Origin of the sequence: Actinocrinis sp., assembly GCF_035938995.1 — a bacterium.
Lineage (GTDB): Bacteria > Actinomycetota > Actinomycetes > Streptomycetales > Catenulisporaceae > DASZGI01.
Map to the genome: position 1 here is coordinate 1 of NZ_DASZGI010000383.1, position 14246 is coordinate 14246.

General features: G+C 71.1%; 12 protein-coding genes and 1 pseudogene. 7 read left to right on the forward strand and 6 right to left on the reverse strand.

Annotated elements, in window-relative coordinates; translation table 11 throughout:
- On the forward strand, positions 1-507 hold a 507-nt coding region (locus VGZ32_RS26620), incomplete at its 5' end, for a mechanosensitive ion channel family protein (RefSeq protein ID WP_326888961.1).
- A gap of 71 nt (positions 508-578) precedes the next feature.
- Here VGZ32_RS26620 and cobC read toward each other — a convergent pair.
- Positions 579-1697 carry an Rv2231c family pyridoxal phosphate-dependent protein CobC gene (gene cobC / locus VGZ32_RS26625; RefSeq protein WP_326888962.1) on the reverse strand — a complete coding sequence of 373 codons (1119 nt, stop codon included), beginning with the start codon at positions 1695-1697 and terminating at the stop codon, positions 579-581.
- Between the two features lie 46 nt (positions 1698-1743).
- Here cobC and VGZ32_RS26630 point away from each other — a divergent pair, with 46 nt between their 5' ends.
- The 3 genes and pseudogenes from VGZ32_RS26630 to VGZ32_RS26640 form a co-directional block, all read left to right on the forward strand.
- Positions 1744-2727, forward strand: coding sequence for a cobalamin biosynthesis protein (locus VGZ32_RS26630; RefSeq protein WP_326888963.1), 984 nt, complete (start codon positions 1744-1746; stop codon positions 2725-2727).
- Positions 2720-4273 carry a cobyric acid synthase gene (locus VGZ32_RS26635; protein WP_326888964.1) on the forward strand — a complete coding sequence of 518 codons (1554 nt, stop codon included), beginning with the start codon at positions 2720-2722 and terminating at the stop codon, positions 4271-4273. Before VGZ32_RS26630 ends, VGZ32_RS26635 begins: the two co-directional genes overlap by 8 nt.
- A 926-nt stretch (positions 4274-5199) precedes the next feature.
- A pseudogene (locus tag VGZ32_RS26640) lies at positions 5200-5793 on the forward strand (D-alanyl-D-alanine carboxypeptidase family protein); the annotation flags it as partial.
- Positions 5794-6056: 263 nt separating this feature from the next.
- On the opposite strand, the gene VGZ32_RS26645 reads toward VGZ32_RS26640, so the two are convergent.
- Positions 6057-7700, reverse strand: a complete 1644-nt coding sequence (locus tag VGZ32_RS26645; RefSeq protein WP_326888965.1) for an MFS transporter — start codon at positions 7698-7700, stop codon at positions 6057-6059.
- Positions 7701-7867: 167 nt separating this feature from the next.
- Here VGZ32_RS26645 and VGZ32_RS26650 point away from each other — a divergent pair, with 167 nt between their 5' ends.
- Positions 7868-9214: a glycosyltransferase 87 family protein gene (locus tag VGZ32_RS26650; RefSeq protein ID WP_326888966.1), complete on the forward strand. Its 1347-nt coding sequence runs from the start codon at positions 7868-7870 to the stop codon at positions 9212-9214.
- 47 nt (positions 9215-9261) lie between these two features.
- Here the strand turns inward: VGZ32_RS26650 and VGZ32_RS26655 are convergent, their stop codons facing one another.
- A complete protein-coding gene (locus tag VGZ32_RS26655) occupies positions 9262-9621 on the reverse strand; it encodes a metalloregulator ArsR/SmtB family transcription factor (RefSeq protein WP_326888967.1) in 360 nt (119 codons plus the stop codon).
- Between the two features lie 97 nt (positions 9622-9718).
- Here VGZ32_RS26655 and VGZ32_RS26660 point away from each other — a divergent pair, with 97 nt between their 5' ends.
- Positions 9719-10120, forward strand: coding sequence for a VOC family protein (locus VGZ32_RS26660; RefSeq protein WP_326888968.1), 402 nt, complete (start codon positions 9719-9721; stop codon positions 10118-10120).
- Between the two features lie 47 nt (positions 10121-10167).
- Here the strand turns inward: VGZ32_RS26660 and VGZ32_RS26665 are convergent, their stop codons facing one another.
- On the reverse strand, positions 10168-11646 hold the full coding sequence (locus tag VGZ32_RS26665) for an RNB domain-containing ribonuclease (protein ID WP_326888969.1): 1479 nt from the start codon (positions 11644-11646) through the stop codon (positions 10168-10170).
- 52 nt (positions 11647-11698) lie between these two features.
- Positions 11699-13093 (reverse strand): glycosyltransferase family 87 protein, encoded by a 1395-nt coding sequence (locus tag VGZ32_RS26670; RefSeq protein WP_326888970.1) that lies wholly within the window; start codon positions 13091-13093, stop codon positions 11699-11701.
- 117 nt (positions 13094-13210) lie between these two features.
- Between VGZ32_RS26670 and yaaA the strand changes: the two genes are divergently transcribed.
- Positions 13211-13993, forward strand: coding sequence for a peroxide stress protein YaaA (yaaA, locus tag VGZ32_RS26675; protein WP_326888971.1), 783 nt, complete (start codon positions 13211-13213; stop codon positions 13991-13993).
- Here yaaA and VGZ32_RS26680 read toward each other — a convergent pair.
- Positions 13980-14246, reverse strand: a 267-nt coding sequence (locus tag VGZ32_RS26680) for a histidine phosphatase family protein (protein WP_326888972.1), incomplete at its 5' end; no start/stop codon positions are given. The genes yaaA and VGZ32_RS26680 overlap by 14 nt on opposite strands.

The following is a 14246-nucleotide window of genomic DNA, read 5'->3' on the forward strand; positions in this document are numbered from 1 at the left end:
CAGGCGCACCAAGGGTTGGCGCAGACGCTCGCCATCCTCGGCGCGGTCATGTTCTTCGTCTTCGGGATCAGCGCGGTGCGCTCGGCCACCAAGGAGATCCTCAAGACCGTCCCGCATACGATCGACGACAACCGGAAGAACGGGCTGCGCTGGGTCTGCCTGCTCGTCGGCTATCTCGTGATCATCTTCGGCACCCTCGGCGCGCTGAACGTCCCGATCGAGCGGCTGCTGGTCGGCGGCGCGGTCACCGGTGTGATCCTCGGCATCGCGGCCCAGCAGGCGCTCGGCAACATCTTCGCCGGGCTGCTCCTGCTGATCACCCGGCCGTTCGCGATCGGCGACGAGGTCTCGCTGCGCTCCGGGCCGATGGGCGGCGTGCTGACCGGGCTGGTGGCGGACATGAACCTCAACTACGTCAAGATCGTCACCGACCGCGGCACGGTCCTGCTGCCGAACTCCTCGATCCTGACCGCGAGCGTCGGACCGGCCGGCGTATTCGACCGCTGACGAGGGCACAGCGGCGGGCCGGCGTTGTTCGTCGCCCGCCCCTCACCGCGGCCTTGCTCGTCGCCCGCCCTTCACCGCGGCCAGGCGGCAAGCAGCGCGTCGGTCACGTCCGGCGCCCGGACGGCAATGCGCAGCCAGTCCGGGCCGAGGCCGGGGAACGTGTCGGCGCGCCGCACCGCGAACCCGCTCTCGCGCAGCCGCAGCCTGATCTTGTCCGCGCCCGGCACGCGGACGAGCACGAACGGCGCGCGAGCGGCAGCCCTGGCCGGCAGCGAGACTCCTGGCACTGTGCTCAGCCGGTCCTCCAGGTACAGGCGGTCGCGTTCTGCCTCGCGCGCCAGCCGCTCCGCCTCTTTGAGCGCATGCGGTTCGCTGCACGCCTCCGCCGCCGCGAGCGCCGGGCTCGACACCGACCACAGCGGCTGGGCGGCGCGCAGCTGCTCGACCAGATCTTCCGGCCCCAGCACGTATCCAACGCGCAGCCCGGCAAGGCCCCACGTCTTCGTCAGGCTTCTGATGACCAGGAGCCCGGGCACGTCGGTCCCGCGGGCGAGCGACTCAGGCTCGCCGGGCACCGCGTCGACGAACGCCTCATCCACTACCAGCGTCCGGCCTGGGCGGGCGAGCGCCACGAGCGTCTCGGCGGGATGCAGCACGGCTGTCGGGTTTGTGGGATTGCCGACGATGACAAGGTCCGCGGACGAGGGTATGGCCGCCGGGTCGAGCGCGAAGCCGTCTTCGGCGCGCAGCAGGATCCGGTCCACCCGCCGCCCCGCCGCGCGCAGAGCCGCCTCAGGCTCGGTGAACTGCGGGTGCACCACGACCGGACGCCGCGCCTCGATAGCGCGGGCTATCAGCACGAATGCCTCGGCTGCGCCGGAGGTCAGCAGCACTTCGCGCGGGTCGCGACCGTGCCGCGCGGCGACGGCCTGCGTGGCCCGTCCGGCGTCCGGGTACGCGGCGAGGCCGGTGAGCGACGCCGCGATCCGGTCGAGCAGCCACTGCGGCGGCTGCGGCACCCGGACATTCACCGCCAGATCCACCAGCCCCGCCGCGGTCTCACGGTCGCCGTGGTGGGAGAGGTCGTAGCCGTCGTAGCCACCCTCGGACGGGACCTCGGGCGACGCGGGGGCACTGTCGGGATCAAGATGGTCGGGACCGGCGCTGTCGGGATCGGCATGGTCGGGCATCGGGCCATTGTGCCCCGCGCGGACCAACGGCCGGTATGGTGCTGGCGTGCGGACGAGATCTTCAGGGGCCGTTCTGGCCGCCGGACTGGCCACCGGATTCGTCGCGGACCTGGTGCTCGCGGACCCCGAGCGGGGGCACCCGGTCGCCGTCTTCGGCCGCGCCGCGGAACGCCTCGAAGGCGCGCTCTACGCCGATTCCCGCTCGCGTGGTGCGATTCACACCGCCCTGTGCGTCGGAAGCGCCGCGGCCGTCGGAACCGCGATCTCGCACCGCAACACTCCGCCGCTCGCCGCATACCTTGCGACCGCTGCCGCGACGTGGTGCGTGTTGGGGGCGGCCTCGCTGCGCCGCGAGGCCGCGGCCATCGGGGATCTACTCGAGAACGGCGATCTGGAGGCGGCGCGCGAGCGGCTGCCGAGGCTGTGCGGGCGGGACCACCGCGGACTGTCTGAGGGCGAAGTCGCGCGCGCGGTCGTCGAGTCGGTCGCGGAGAACACCTCGGACGCCGTGGTCGCGCCGCTGTTCTGGGGAGCGGTAGCCGGGGTGCCGGGGCTGCTCGCGTATCGGGCCGCGAACACGCTCGACGCGATGGTCGGCCACAAGTCCGAGCGCTACCTCAAGTTCGGCTGGTCGGCGGCGCGGCTGGACGACGCGATGAACCTGGTCCCGGCGCGGCTGACCGGACTGCTGACCGTGGCGATGGCACCGAAGGTGGGCGGCTCGCGGCAGGAGGCCTGGCGTGCCCTGCGCTTCGACGGCGCAAAGCATCCGAGCCCGAACGCGGGACGCTGCGAGGCCGCCGCGGCCGGCGCGCTCGGACTGCGGCTCGGCGGGACGAATTCGTACGCGTCAAGGATCGAACACCGGCCCTACCTGGGGGTCGGCCGCTCACCGCGCGGGTTCGACGTAGCGCGTGCCAACCGCCTGTCCGCGGCGGTATCCGGCGGCGCGGCCGGGGTGCTGGTCGGCGGCGCGTTGGCGAGCAGACTCCTGATGTCTGCGGCGCTGCGGCGGCGGCACCGTGCCTAGCGGCGCGCTGCTCATCGCAGGCACGACCTCGGACGCGGGAAAGAGCGTGGTCGCCGCCGCGCTGTGCCGATGGCTGGCCCGGCAGGGAGTACGCGTCGCCCCGTTCAAGGCACAGAACATGTCCAATAACTCAGCCGTCTGCGTCGACCCCGTGACCGGGCAGGGCGCGGAAATCGGCCGAGCCCAGGCGATGCAGGCCGCGGCAGCCGGCGTGCACCCGGAGCCTGCGATGAACCCGGTGCTGCTCAAGCCCGGTGGCGACCGGTCGAGCCAGGTCGTGGTGCTCGGCCGGGCGATGGCGCAGGCGGACGCGCAGTCGTATCAGAGCCTGAAGAAACAGCTCCTCGGCACCGTGCTCGACGCCTTCGACGACCTGCGCTCCCGCTACGACGTCGTGGTCTGCGAAGGGGCCGGATCGCCGACCGAGATCAACCTGCGCGACGGCGACCTGGCCAACCTCGGGCTGGCCCGGGCACGGCGGCTGGCCACGGTGGTCGTCGGCGACATCGACCGGGGCGGAGTCTTCGCGGCCTTCCACGGCACGGTCGCGCTCCTCGACGCCGCCGACCAGGCATTGATATCAGGATTCATCGTCAACCGGTTCCGCGGCGATCCGGCGCTGCTCTCCCCCGGCCTCAGGATGATCGAGGGCCACACCGGGCGACCGGTGCTGGGCGTGCTGCCGTATCTGCGCGACATCTGGCTGGACGCGGAGGACTCGCTCACCCTCGAGGCGCGGCCCGGCACGCTCGGCCGCCGCGCCCCAGCCGGCCGAGAACCACTCGCGGTCACCGTGGTACAGCTGCCGCGGGTGTCCAACTTCACCGACGTGGACGCCCTGATGCTCGAGCCGGGCGTCGAGGTCTCCTTCACTACGGGCCCGCGCGGCATCGCAGACGCCGATCTCGTGGTGCTGCCCGGCACTAAAGCAACCGTGGGCGACCTGGAATGGCTGCGCGACCGGGGCATCGCCGACGCGCTCGCGCGCCGGGTCGCGGCGGACGGGCCGGTGTTCGGGATCTGCGGCGGCTACCAGATGTTGGGCGAGACGATCGACGATCAGGTAGAGAGTCGCGGCGGCCTGGTCAAAGGGCTCGGACTGCTTCCGGTGGCCACACGCTTCGTCGAGACCAAGACGCTCGCCCGCCCGGTCGGCACGGCCCTCGGCGCGACCGTCACGACGGCGTACGAGATCCATCACGGCCAGGTGCGGGTGCACGGCGGCGATCCGCTCTTCACGGAGGATGGCGACGGCGCCGCGTTGGACGGATGCGTCTCGGGCCCGGTGATCGGCACGCTGTGGCACGGCACGGTGGAATCGGACGGATTCCGCAGGGCGCTGCTGGCCTGGGTCGCGCGCCGGACGGGCCGGGCATTCACCGCCGATCCCACGACGAACTTCGCCGCCGCGCGGGAGGCACAGTACGACCGCCTCGCAGACGCCTTGGCCGAGCATGTCGACACCGGCGCCCTGCTGCGACTGATCGAAGACGGACCGACGCCGGGACTCAGGCTCCTTCCGCCGGGCGCGACCGCAGGCTCCTGACCTCCGCGCGGCGCGGACTGCCCGGCGGACCCTAGCGGCGGCGACTACGTCGTGATAGTCAACAGTGACGCCCCGGAACCGCCGGAGTCGGGCGACTCCGCGGCGCCGGCAAGACGCCGCCGACCCTTGCAACCGAGAGGCATACCCGACCGTCCCTGTGGATGATTCGGCCAGGCCGGACGACCTGTACGCGGGTGTGATACGGTCGGCGATCCTGCTCGGGCAAGGGAATATTCATAGGTGGAGGCCCGGAGAGGATGCGTAGCCGCGCCGACGACTACGACGAGCACACCGACGCGCAAGACCGCGAGCGGGAGCGAGAGCGAGAGAATGAGCAAGAGGACACCGGCGAGGAGCCCCGCGGCGTAGACGCGAGCCGTGACGGCGACACCGACGCTGGCACTGATCGCGCGGAAGGTGAAGAGGACGGCGCCGGCAGCGGCGCCACCGCCGAGGACGACGACGAGCCTCTCGGTGCCGAGCGCGATGAGCGCCGCGATGACGATGACGACGTCGACCACGCGGACCTCGACGAGCGCACCGAACCGGAGAGCCCTGAACCGGAGAGCATCGACTCCGACGAGCAACCAGCCGAGCAGGACGAGCGCGAACCGGCCCCCGACCAGCTCGCGCCGGACCCTGCCGCGACAACCCGGCCGCGCCGCCGTCGGCTCACCCAGCAGCTGATCGCCGGCGCCGCAACTCTAAGCCTGATCATCGCCGTGTGGGCGGCGGTGAGCGGCTCCGGCCCGCACAACGTCGTCTCCATCGCCGACTCGACCTCCCCGAGCCCGGCGGTCCACACCACGGCGCCGCCGGCGCCCAAGACGCTCGCCCAGACGATCGCCTCGACCTTCACCCTCCCCGGCGGCTCTCCCGCACTCGCCTGGCCTGCGCGCGGCCAAGCCGCCGTGGACGTGGTCGGCATGGGCTCGCTCGGTACCTATGGCAGCACCGACACACCCGTCCCGATCGCCAGCGTGACCAAGACGATGGTGGCGTACGTGATCCTCACCGACCATCCGCTCGCCGCCGACGAGTCCGGGCCGACCATCGTCATCACAGCCGCTGAGGCCGCCGCGTACGCCGCCGAACGGGCGCTGGGTCAGTCACTCGTCATGGTGAAACCCGGTGAGGGGCTGACCGAGCGTCAGGCCCTCGAAGCCCTCATGCTCGCCTCCGCCGACAACGTCGCGCAGATCCTCGCCCGCTGGGATGCTGGGTCGGTGTCCGCGTTCGTGAGCAGGATGAACGAGACCGCCCACCGGCTCGGGATGTCGCACACCAAGTACACCGACCCGTCCGGCTACGCGCCGTCGACCGTGTCCACCGCCACCGACCAGGTGACCCTCGGCGAGGCGGCCATCGAGATGTCCACCCTCAGCCAGATCGTCGGCGAGCGCTGGGCCACCGTGCCAGTCCAGGGCACCATCGGCAACTACAACACGCTGCTCGGCCAAAACGGCGTCGACGGCATCAAAACCGGGTCCACCGACCAGGCCGGCGGCTGCCTGCTCTTCTCCGCGACATTCACCGTCGGCGGCCGGAGCGAGACGGTCATCGGCGCCGTGCTCGGCCAATACCTCGGCTCCGGAAGCGGATTCCTGGACAACACCATGTACGTCGCGCGCCGGCTCATCACGAGCGCGCAGGCCGCCGTGGTCTCCTCGACGATCGCGGTGCCCGGGAGGCAGGTCGCCGTGATCCGGCAGGCCGGGGCGGCGGACGTCCCGCTGGGCGTCACCTCGGCCGTCACCGTGGTCGGCTTGGCCGGGACGACGTATCAGGTCTCGGTTTCCGGCGACCCGTCCGCCGCCACCCTGACGGTGACCGCATCGGGCGGCTCGTTGGTGATCACGAGCTCGCCGCTGACACAGATATCGTCGGCCGCTCCGAAGCGTCCAGGCCCGACATCGGACGCACACCTCTCCGCTCCTGACCCCTTCTCGACGCGCTCCTCAACCCCGGACGCCGGACCGGTCTGAGGCGCCGGACCGACCTGACCAGGCCCAGACTCGGGAAACAACGCCGCCGCCCGATCCGCACTGGCGATCGCCCGCGGACCGGTGGTCACCACCGCCAGGATCGTGACCAGCACGCCGCAACCGGCCAGGATCGCCCAGCTGATGTGCCCTGCCGCGGTGAACCCGGTCCGCAGCGACGCCCCCGCCTGCGAGGCCACCACCGACCCGATCACCGCGACGCCCAGCGACTGGCCGACCTGGCGGCTGGTCGAGGCGACCGCTGCGGCCACGCCGGCCTGCGCGCGCGGCATCCCGGAGACTGCGGTGTTGGTGATCGGCGGGTTGACCATGCCGAACCCGAGCCCGAACAGCGCGTACACCACCCCCAGGAACAGGACCGGGCTGGTCGGCGTGACGAGTTCGAGGAGCAGCGCGGACAAGGTGAGGAAGCCGCCCGCGGCCAGCAGCGACAGCCGTGAGCCGCGGCGGGCGACCAGGCGGCCGGACAGCGGGCCGGTGATCGCGGTGACGGCGGCCATCGGCAGCGTCAGCAGCCCCGCGTGCAGCGCCGTGTAGCCGCGCACCTCCTGCAGATACAGGGTGTTGAGGAACAGGAAGCCGGCCAGCGCGATGAAGGCCGCCACCGCGATCACCGTGGCGCCGCTGAACGGGATGGACCGGAAGAACCGCAGATCGATTAGCGGTTCGGACCGCCTGCTCTCCGCGCGCACCAGCGCCACCAGCGTGACCGCGGAGAGGGCGAACAGCCCCAGGATCTCCGGCGAAGCCCATCCGCGACCGGGGCCCTCGATGATCGCGTAGGTCAGCGAGGCGAGGAGCACGATCACCAGCAGCTGGCCGAGCGGGTCAGGCCGGCGGGCGCGTGCGGCCCGCGACTCCGGGACGAAGAGCGCGGTCAGCACCACGGCCAACACGCCGACCGGGATGTTCACCCAAAAGATGGACCGCCAGCCCACCAGCTGGACGAGCAGACCGCCGACGACCGGCCCGGCCGCCATCGACAGGCCGACCACCCCGCCCCACACGCCGATCGCCCGCGCGCGCTCCCTGGCGTCGGTGAACGTGTTGCTGATGATCGACATGGCGACCGGGTTCAGCATGGAGCCGCCGACTGCCTGCAGCGTCCGGAACCCGACCAGCCAGCTGAGCGAGGGGGCGAGCGAGCAGAGCAGCGACGCCACCGTGAACAGGACGAGCCCGGTCTGGAAGACCTTGCGCCGGCCGAGCCGGTCGCCCATCGAGCCGGCAAGCATGAGCAGGCTCGCCAGCACGAGCGTGTACGCGTCGATGATCCACTGCAAGCCGGAGACCGGTGCGTGCAGGTCGCGCTGGATCGACGGCAGCGCGACGTTGACGATCGTGTTGTCGATGGCGACGATCAGCAGGCTCATGCAGCAGATCGCCAGGATGAGCATCCGGCGGCGGTAGGTCAGCTCTTGCACGGCCACCCCCAACCTGGTTCGTGCGCGCCGGCGACTACTTAGCTACGCTAATCAAGACTGATCATCATAATCCTCCCGCGGGGTGCCGACCACCGCAGTCCACCGGTCGGATAGCATCGGACCCGCTCATTGATCGCACCACCTGGACCGCGGGGGTACGTCGAACCATGGGGGCGCGCGACACGGCCGTCATCGCCGGGCAACGCCCACGCCGCGGCGCCGGCCTCGGGCTGGCCGCCGTGGTCCTGCTCGTCTTCGCTTTCAGCCTGATCACCGTCCAGCACGGGCAGTTCAATCTCAACGTCTACCGCATCGACCTGGACGTGTACCGGCTCGGCGGCCGCGCCTGGCTGAACGACCAGGCGCTTTACGGCCAGTTGCCACTCACCCAGAACGGCCTGAACCTCGGCTTCACCTATCCGCCGGTCTCCGCGGTCGTCATGTCGCCGCTCGCGCTGGTGTCGTCGCGGATCGCCGGAATCCTCATCACCGCTGTCACGCTGGCGCTGCTCGTCGCCGTCACCGCGCTCTTCCTGCGCACCGCGGGGCTCGCCGACTCGCGCCGCTTCTGGCGGCTGGCGGCCGCGCTGCTGCCGGTCGCCGCGCTGATCGAGCCGGTGCGCACGACGCTCGCGTACGGCCAGGTCAACGTCGTGCTGATGGCGCTGGTCGCGTTCGACTGCCTCGCCCCGGCGACGGTGCGGCGGGTGCGGCTGCCGGGCAGCGGTCGGGAGATCCCGCTCGGCTGGCCGCGCGGCGCGCTGATCGGGCTGGCCGCGGCGCTCAAGCTCACCCCGGCCGTGTTCGTCCTCTTCTTCCTCGCCCGCCGCCAGTGGCGCGAATCGGCGACCGTCGCGGCGTCCTTCGTCGCCGTCACAGGCTTCGGATTCCTCGTCGCGCCGCACGATTCGGTGAGCTACTGGACGAGCAAGGTGTTCGACACCGGACGGATCGGCCCGCTGGTGTTCGCCGGGAACCAGTCCGTCAACGGGGTCCTGATGCGGGCGCACCTGTCCGGCAGCGCCCGGCAGGACGTCTGGCTCGCCTGCGCGGCGCTGATCGCAGTCCTCGGCCTGGTCGCGATCGGCCGGGCGGCGCGCACCGGGCGGACCGTGCTCGCGCTGGCCCTCAACGCGTGCACCTCGCTGCTGGTCTCCCCGGTCTCCTGGTCGCACCACTGGGTCTGGGCCGCGCCGGTGCTGCTCACCGCCGTCGTGTACGGCCACCGGATCCGTGACCGGCGGGTGCTGGCCTTGAGCTACACGGGACTGGTGCTGTTCCTCGCCTCGCCGCAGTGGTGGTTCCCGCACACGCAGAACCGCGAGTACGGCTGGGCCTGGTGGGAGCAGATCATCGGCAGCGCGTACGTGTGGATCGGGCTCGGGGCGCTGATCTATGTCGCAAGCCCGCTCTTCCGGAAGCACCTCGAGCCGGAGCCGAACGCCCCCGCCTCACTCGACAACGCGCCCCCGGCCCCGGCGCGGGCGCCGGACGAATCGGTGCGCCGCACCTGAGCCGCGCTCCGCGGAGCCGACACAGACAGCTGATATCTTCAGACCGCTCAGGAGCGGTCGCGCCAGGCGAGCACGGCGTCGAGCAGGTGCGGAAACGCGCTGTCCAGGTCGTCGCGGCGTAGCGAGACGTACCGGTGCGTGCCCTGGGTCCGGGTATGTGTGACGCCTGATTCGCGCAGCACCTTCAGATGGTGCGAGAGCGTCGACTTGCCGACGGTCAGCCCGGCCTGCTCGCCGACCTTGACGCAGCACTCCTCGCCGCACTCGGCCAGCGCTCGCACGATCGCCAGCCGGCCCGGATCGGCGAGCGCGGCCAGGACCACCGGCAGGTCGAGCCGGTCGGCATCCGGCTCCTCTACAGCGGTCGCGGCGCGACCGGGCGGGGCCACCTGATCTTCGACGGACATCCTCCTACTGTAGTACCGGTGCGGGATAGTTCGACACACATCGGACCAGCTTGGAAACCCGCTTGCCTTCGCGATCGCGCCACGGAACGTTATGACCATGACAGCAGCGGTCCACAACATCACCTTCGACGCCGAGAACCCCTACGAGCTGGCCCGATTCTGGTCCGCGGTGCTCGGTCTCCCGCTCGATGACCGTGACAAGCCGGGCGACGCCGTGGTCTCCCTGGTCGCGCAGCCGGGCCAGCCCGGATACTTCTTCATCAAGGTGCCCGAGGATAAGTCCGCGAAGAACCGGATGCACCTGGACCTGACGCACGACACGACTCGCGACGGCGAGGTGGACCGCATCCTGGCCCTCGGCGCGAGGATCGTGCAGGACCACCGCCGCCCCGACACCACCGGCTGGGCCTATATGGCGGACCCGGAGGGCAACGAGTTCTGCGTCGAGCGCAACGCGGCCGAGCGGGCGGCGACCGGGCACGGCCCCAACTCCGACTAGCGCCGCCCCGGCTGACGTCGAGAGCGGCGATACAGCGTCGGCGTCGGCTATACGGCGTCGATCCAGTCGAACAGGACGCGCCGAGTGGCCGGGTCCGCCGCCACCAGCCGGACCCGCAGCTCAGCGCCCTGGGGCAGGTCGTGCCCGTCGAGCCGCCCTATCACCGCGGGGTCGCGCAGCATCACCACGCCGGCGTCCGGCTTGCCGTTGTGGTCCCAGTCCACCCGGTCGTTGAGGTCGAGCACCACCCCGTCGAAGACCTCTCCGACGCGGTCGCGCAGCAGCACAGCCTCGGCCAGGTCGACGCAGGCCCGCTCCACCGCCTTGGCCCGCTTGTCCCCGGCGTCCATCCGCTCGGGCAGGGTCGGCAGCGCCTCGTGCACCCAATCGGGGATCTCGCCGGTCTCGCACAGCGACACGCAGATCTCCCCGGCGAACCGGTCGACCAGACGCCGCAGCGGGGCCGTGACATGCGTGTATTCGGTCGCGAGGGCGGCATGGCCGGGCCGCGCCGGCATCGCCCCGTCGAAGGCCTCGTATCCGGCGCCGCGCAGCAGCGACGCCGCCTCGGTCAGGAACGCGGCGTGGCGCGGCCGGTTCCCGTCCATCCGCCGGATCAGGGTCGCGTAGGGCTCGCCCTCCGGCCAGCGCACCCGCAGCGCCCGGGCCGCCCGGCGCAGCCGGTTCACCGTCGCCGGGCCCGGTTCAGGCAGAACCCGCAGGATGCCGACTTCGGCGTAGAGCATCAGGTCCGCCGCGGCCATCCCGGTCAGCAGCGAGATCTGTGCGTTCCAGTCCTCGATCGGCAGGGCGCTGCGATACTCCAGGCGCCAGCCGCCGCCCCGGTCCGCGACCACCTGCTGCACCGGGCCGTTCAGGCTGATGCCGCCACGGCTCACCTCGCGCTGCTGCAGCAGCGTGCCTACCTCGCGCAGCAGCCGGACGGTATCGGGCGCGATCCCGTTGTCCAGGGCCATCTGCGTGGTCGCGTAGTCCATCCGCCCCCGGGAGCGCACGATCGCGCGGTGCACGTTCACGTCCGTGGTGTCGCCGGAGGAGTCCAGGTCGATCCGCCACAACAGCGCGGGCCGGTCCTCGTCGGGCAGCAGCGACGCGGCGCCCTCGCAGAGGGAGCGCGGGTGCAGCGGAACGTTGCCGTCCGGGAGGTAGTAGGTCTCCACCCGGGCGCGCGCCTCGCGATCGAGCGGCGAGCCCGGCCGCACGAACGAGCCGACGTCCGTGATCGCGTACCAGACCCGGTATCCGCTGCCGCGCCGGCCGATCGCCATCGCCTGGTCCAGGTCCATCGACCCGGGCGGATCCAGGGTGATCAGCGGCAGCCCAGTGTAGTCCGGCAGATCGGGCAGCGGCTGCCGGACGGCGCGGTCGGCGTCTTCGAGCACGTCCGCGGGGAACTCGGTGGGCAGCGCGTACTCGTCGCGGATCTTCGCGAAGCCAGCGCACAGCGCGTCCCGCGCCTCGTCCGGAGCCCCGGAGCTGTCGACGACGAGGACACGGTGCGGCACAGCGCGCAGCGTACTTGGTGCCGCGACCGATTGCACCAATAGATTCCCTTTCTCAGACCGCCGTGCCCGCGGGGACCGGATCCCCGTGGGCCTCGCCGTCGGCGGATGGGTCCTGCTCGTCGACCGGGCCCGGGCCGACCGCGTCGTCTATCGCGCCCGCCACGGCCACCGCCCCGGACCGCGGGCCCCGCCACCGGCGCCGCCACGGCAGCACCGGACCGGTGACGGTGGACCGCCACAGGTCGACGAAACCCACGCCGGCGGCGACGACCAGCAGGACGTCCCTGGCGGCGACCACCAGGGCCGGCGTGGAGCGGCCGTGCACAAGCCCGTAGAAGTAGTGTGGGAAGTCGGCCTGGCTCAGCGGCAGCGAGATCAACAGGATCAGTGCGGCGCGGCGCTGGCTGGTGTCCTTGAACATGAGGCAGAACGCCGCGACGCCGAGCAGCCAGATCATGTACTGCGGGCTGATCACCCGGCTGGTGACGATCATGAGCAGGGTGCCGACGAGGGTGGCGTCGGCCACCACGACCGGCCGCCAGTCCTTCACCAGCCACCAGTAGCCGAGCGCGGCGAAGGCCAGGACGGTGGTGAACAGCGCCAGGACCTCGACGACGCCGACCCCGTGGCCGAGCAGCTCGAACGAGCCGTACTGCCACTTGACCCGGACGCTGGCCAGGCCCAAGTGCTTGAGCAGCAGGAACGGCGCCGCCCAGACCGACTCGATCTCCACGCCCCGGCCGCCCTGCGACTTGAGGAAGCCGGTGCCGTTCTTGAACAGGGCCATCGTCATCAGGGTGGCCGCACCGCCGCCCGCGACCGCCGCTACGGCCGTCTCCAGCCCGCGGCGGGTGCGCGGCAGTCCGAACAGCGCCAGGCCGGGCCACACCTTGAGCGCGGCGCCGAGGCCGATGAGGACCCCGGCGATCCAGCGGCGGTTGTTGAGCTGGCGCCCGGGCTTGCCATCCGTGCGCGGCACGCCGAGGCCGAGCAGCGCGAGCGCGGCGACGACGGGCAGAGCGGAGAAGACGTCGAAGCGGCCGTAGATGAGCGGGCCGAGCAGCGGCACCCCGACGATCCAGTACCAGGCGCCGAACCAGCTGCCGCGCCGTGTCGCGGTCCAGATCAGCAGCGCGACGATGACCGCGTCGGCGATGAAGGCCAGATGGATGAACTGGCTGGTGTAGTTGCTGCCCGGCATCGCCTGCGGGAGCATCAGCAGGGGGCCGACCAGGGGCGGGTACTGCCAGGTGCTGACAGCGGGCAGGACCAGGTGGTTCAGGTCCGTGTGCACCCAGGTCCAGTAGAGCGAGACGTCGCCGCGGCTGTCCTTGCCGTACTTGTTGAGCTGGTGGCCGAGATGCCCGGTCATCAGCAGGTACATCGGGATGCGCGTCACCAGCCAGCCGACCGCGGCGAGAACGATGCGGCGACGCAGGTGGATCATCTGAGCTCGGCTCCCTGAGGTGTCAGCTTCTTTCACGGCCGGTGGCCAGCCGAATCCTAGACGGATCAGATATCGTCACGCGGCAGGAAGACGACGCTCGGCGAGGATCGTTCCAGAATGTTCATCTTCATTCCGCCCTCGGAGGGCAAAGCCGTCCCGACAGACGACGAACGCTTGTCCGCCGGTTCCCTGGTGCTTCCCGAGTTGGCTGAAACGCGTCGGTCGCTGGTGAAGTCGCTGGCGCGGCTCAGTGCCGGACCTGCGGATAAGGCACTGAGCGTGCTTGGCTTGACCGAGGGGCAGCGTGGAGAACTCGAACACAATCGCAGGCTGACAACCGCCCCCACCGGACCGGCTGCGCACGTGTACTCCGGCGTGCTGTACGACGCACTCGACCTGCCGGGACTGCGTGACCGAAACGAGGCGGCTTACCGGAGGGCGCAGGAGTCCGTGCTGGTGTTCTCAGCCCTTTGGGGAGTCGTCAGGCCGGAGGACAGGATCCCGTACTACCGCTGCTCCGCGGGGGTGAAGCTGCCTGGCGTCGGATCGGTGACGGCGGTGTGGAAGGCCGCGCTGAACGGCCCGCTCGAGGATCTGGTCGGCGAGCGCCTGGTGGTGGACCTGCGCTCGTCCGCCTACGCCGGCCTGTGGAGGGGGCGGACGCAGGCGAGAGCCGTCACCGTGCGCGTGCTGCACGAACGAGAGGTCGGCGGCCTAGTGAAGCGGACCGTCGTGAGTCACTTCAACAAGGCCACCAAAGGTCGGATCGTCAGGGCGCTGCTGCTCGACGGCGCCGAGCCGAAAACCGCGGAGGAGTTCGCGGACGTCCTGCGCGACCTCGGCTTCACCGTGGAGCGCGCCGGGCCCGGCGCGGTGGACGTGATCGTCACCGAGCTCTGATGGAGGCGTCCGCGTCAGCGTCAGCCCCAGGGCGAGCCACGGCACGAAGATGCGCGGTGTCGTTGACGCAGCGCACGTTCAAGATCCCGTCGCCGTAGAAGTCGACGACGGTGAGCGAGGCCGCGCTCAGCTCCATGCGATGCACGGCCGAGAGCGGCGCGCCGAGTGCCTGGCAGAGCAGAGTCTTGATAGGCGTCACATGGGTGACGATCAAGACGGTCTTGCGCGGAAAGCGGGCGATCGTGCGGTCCCT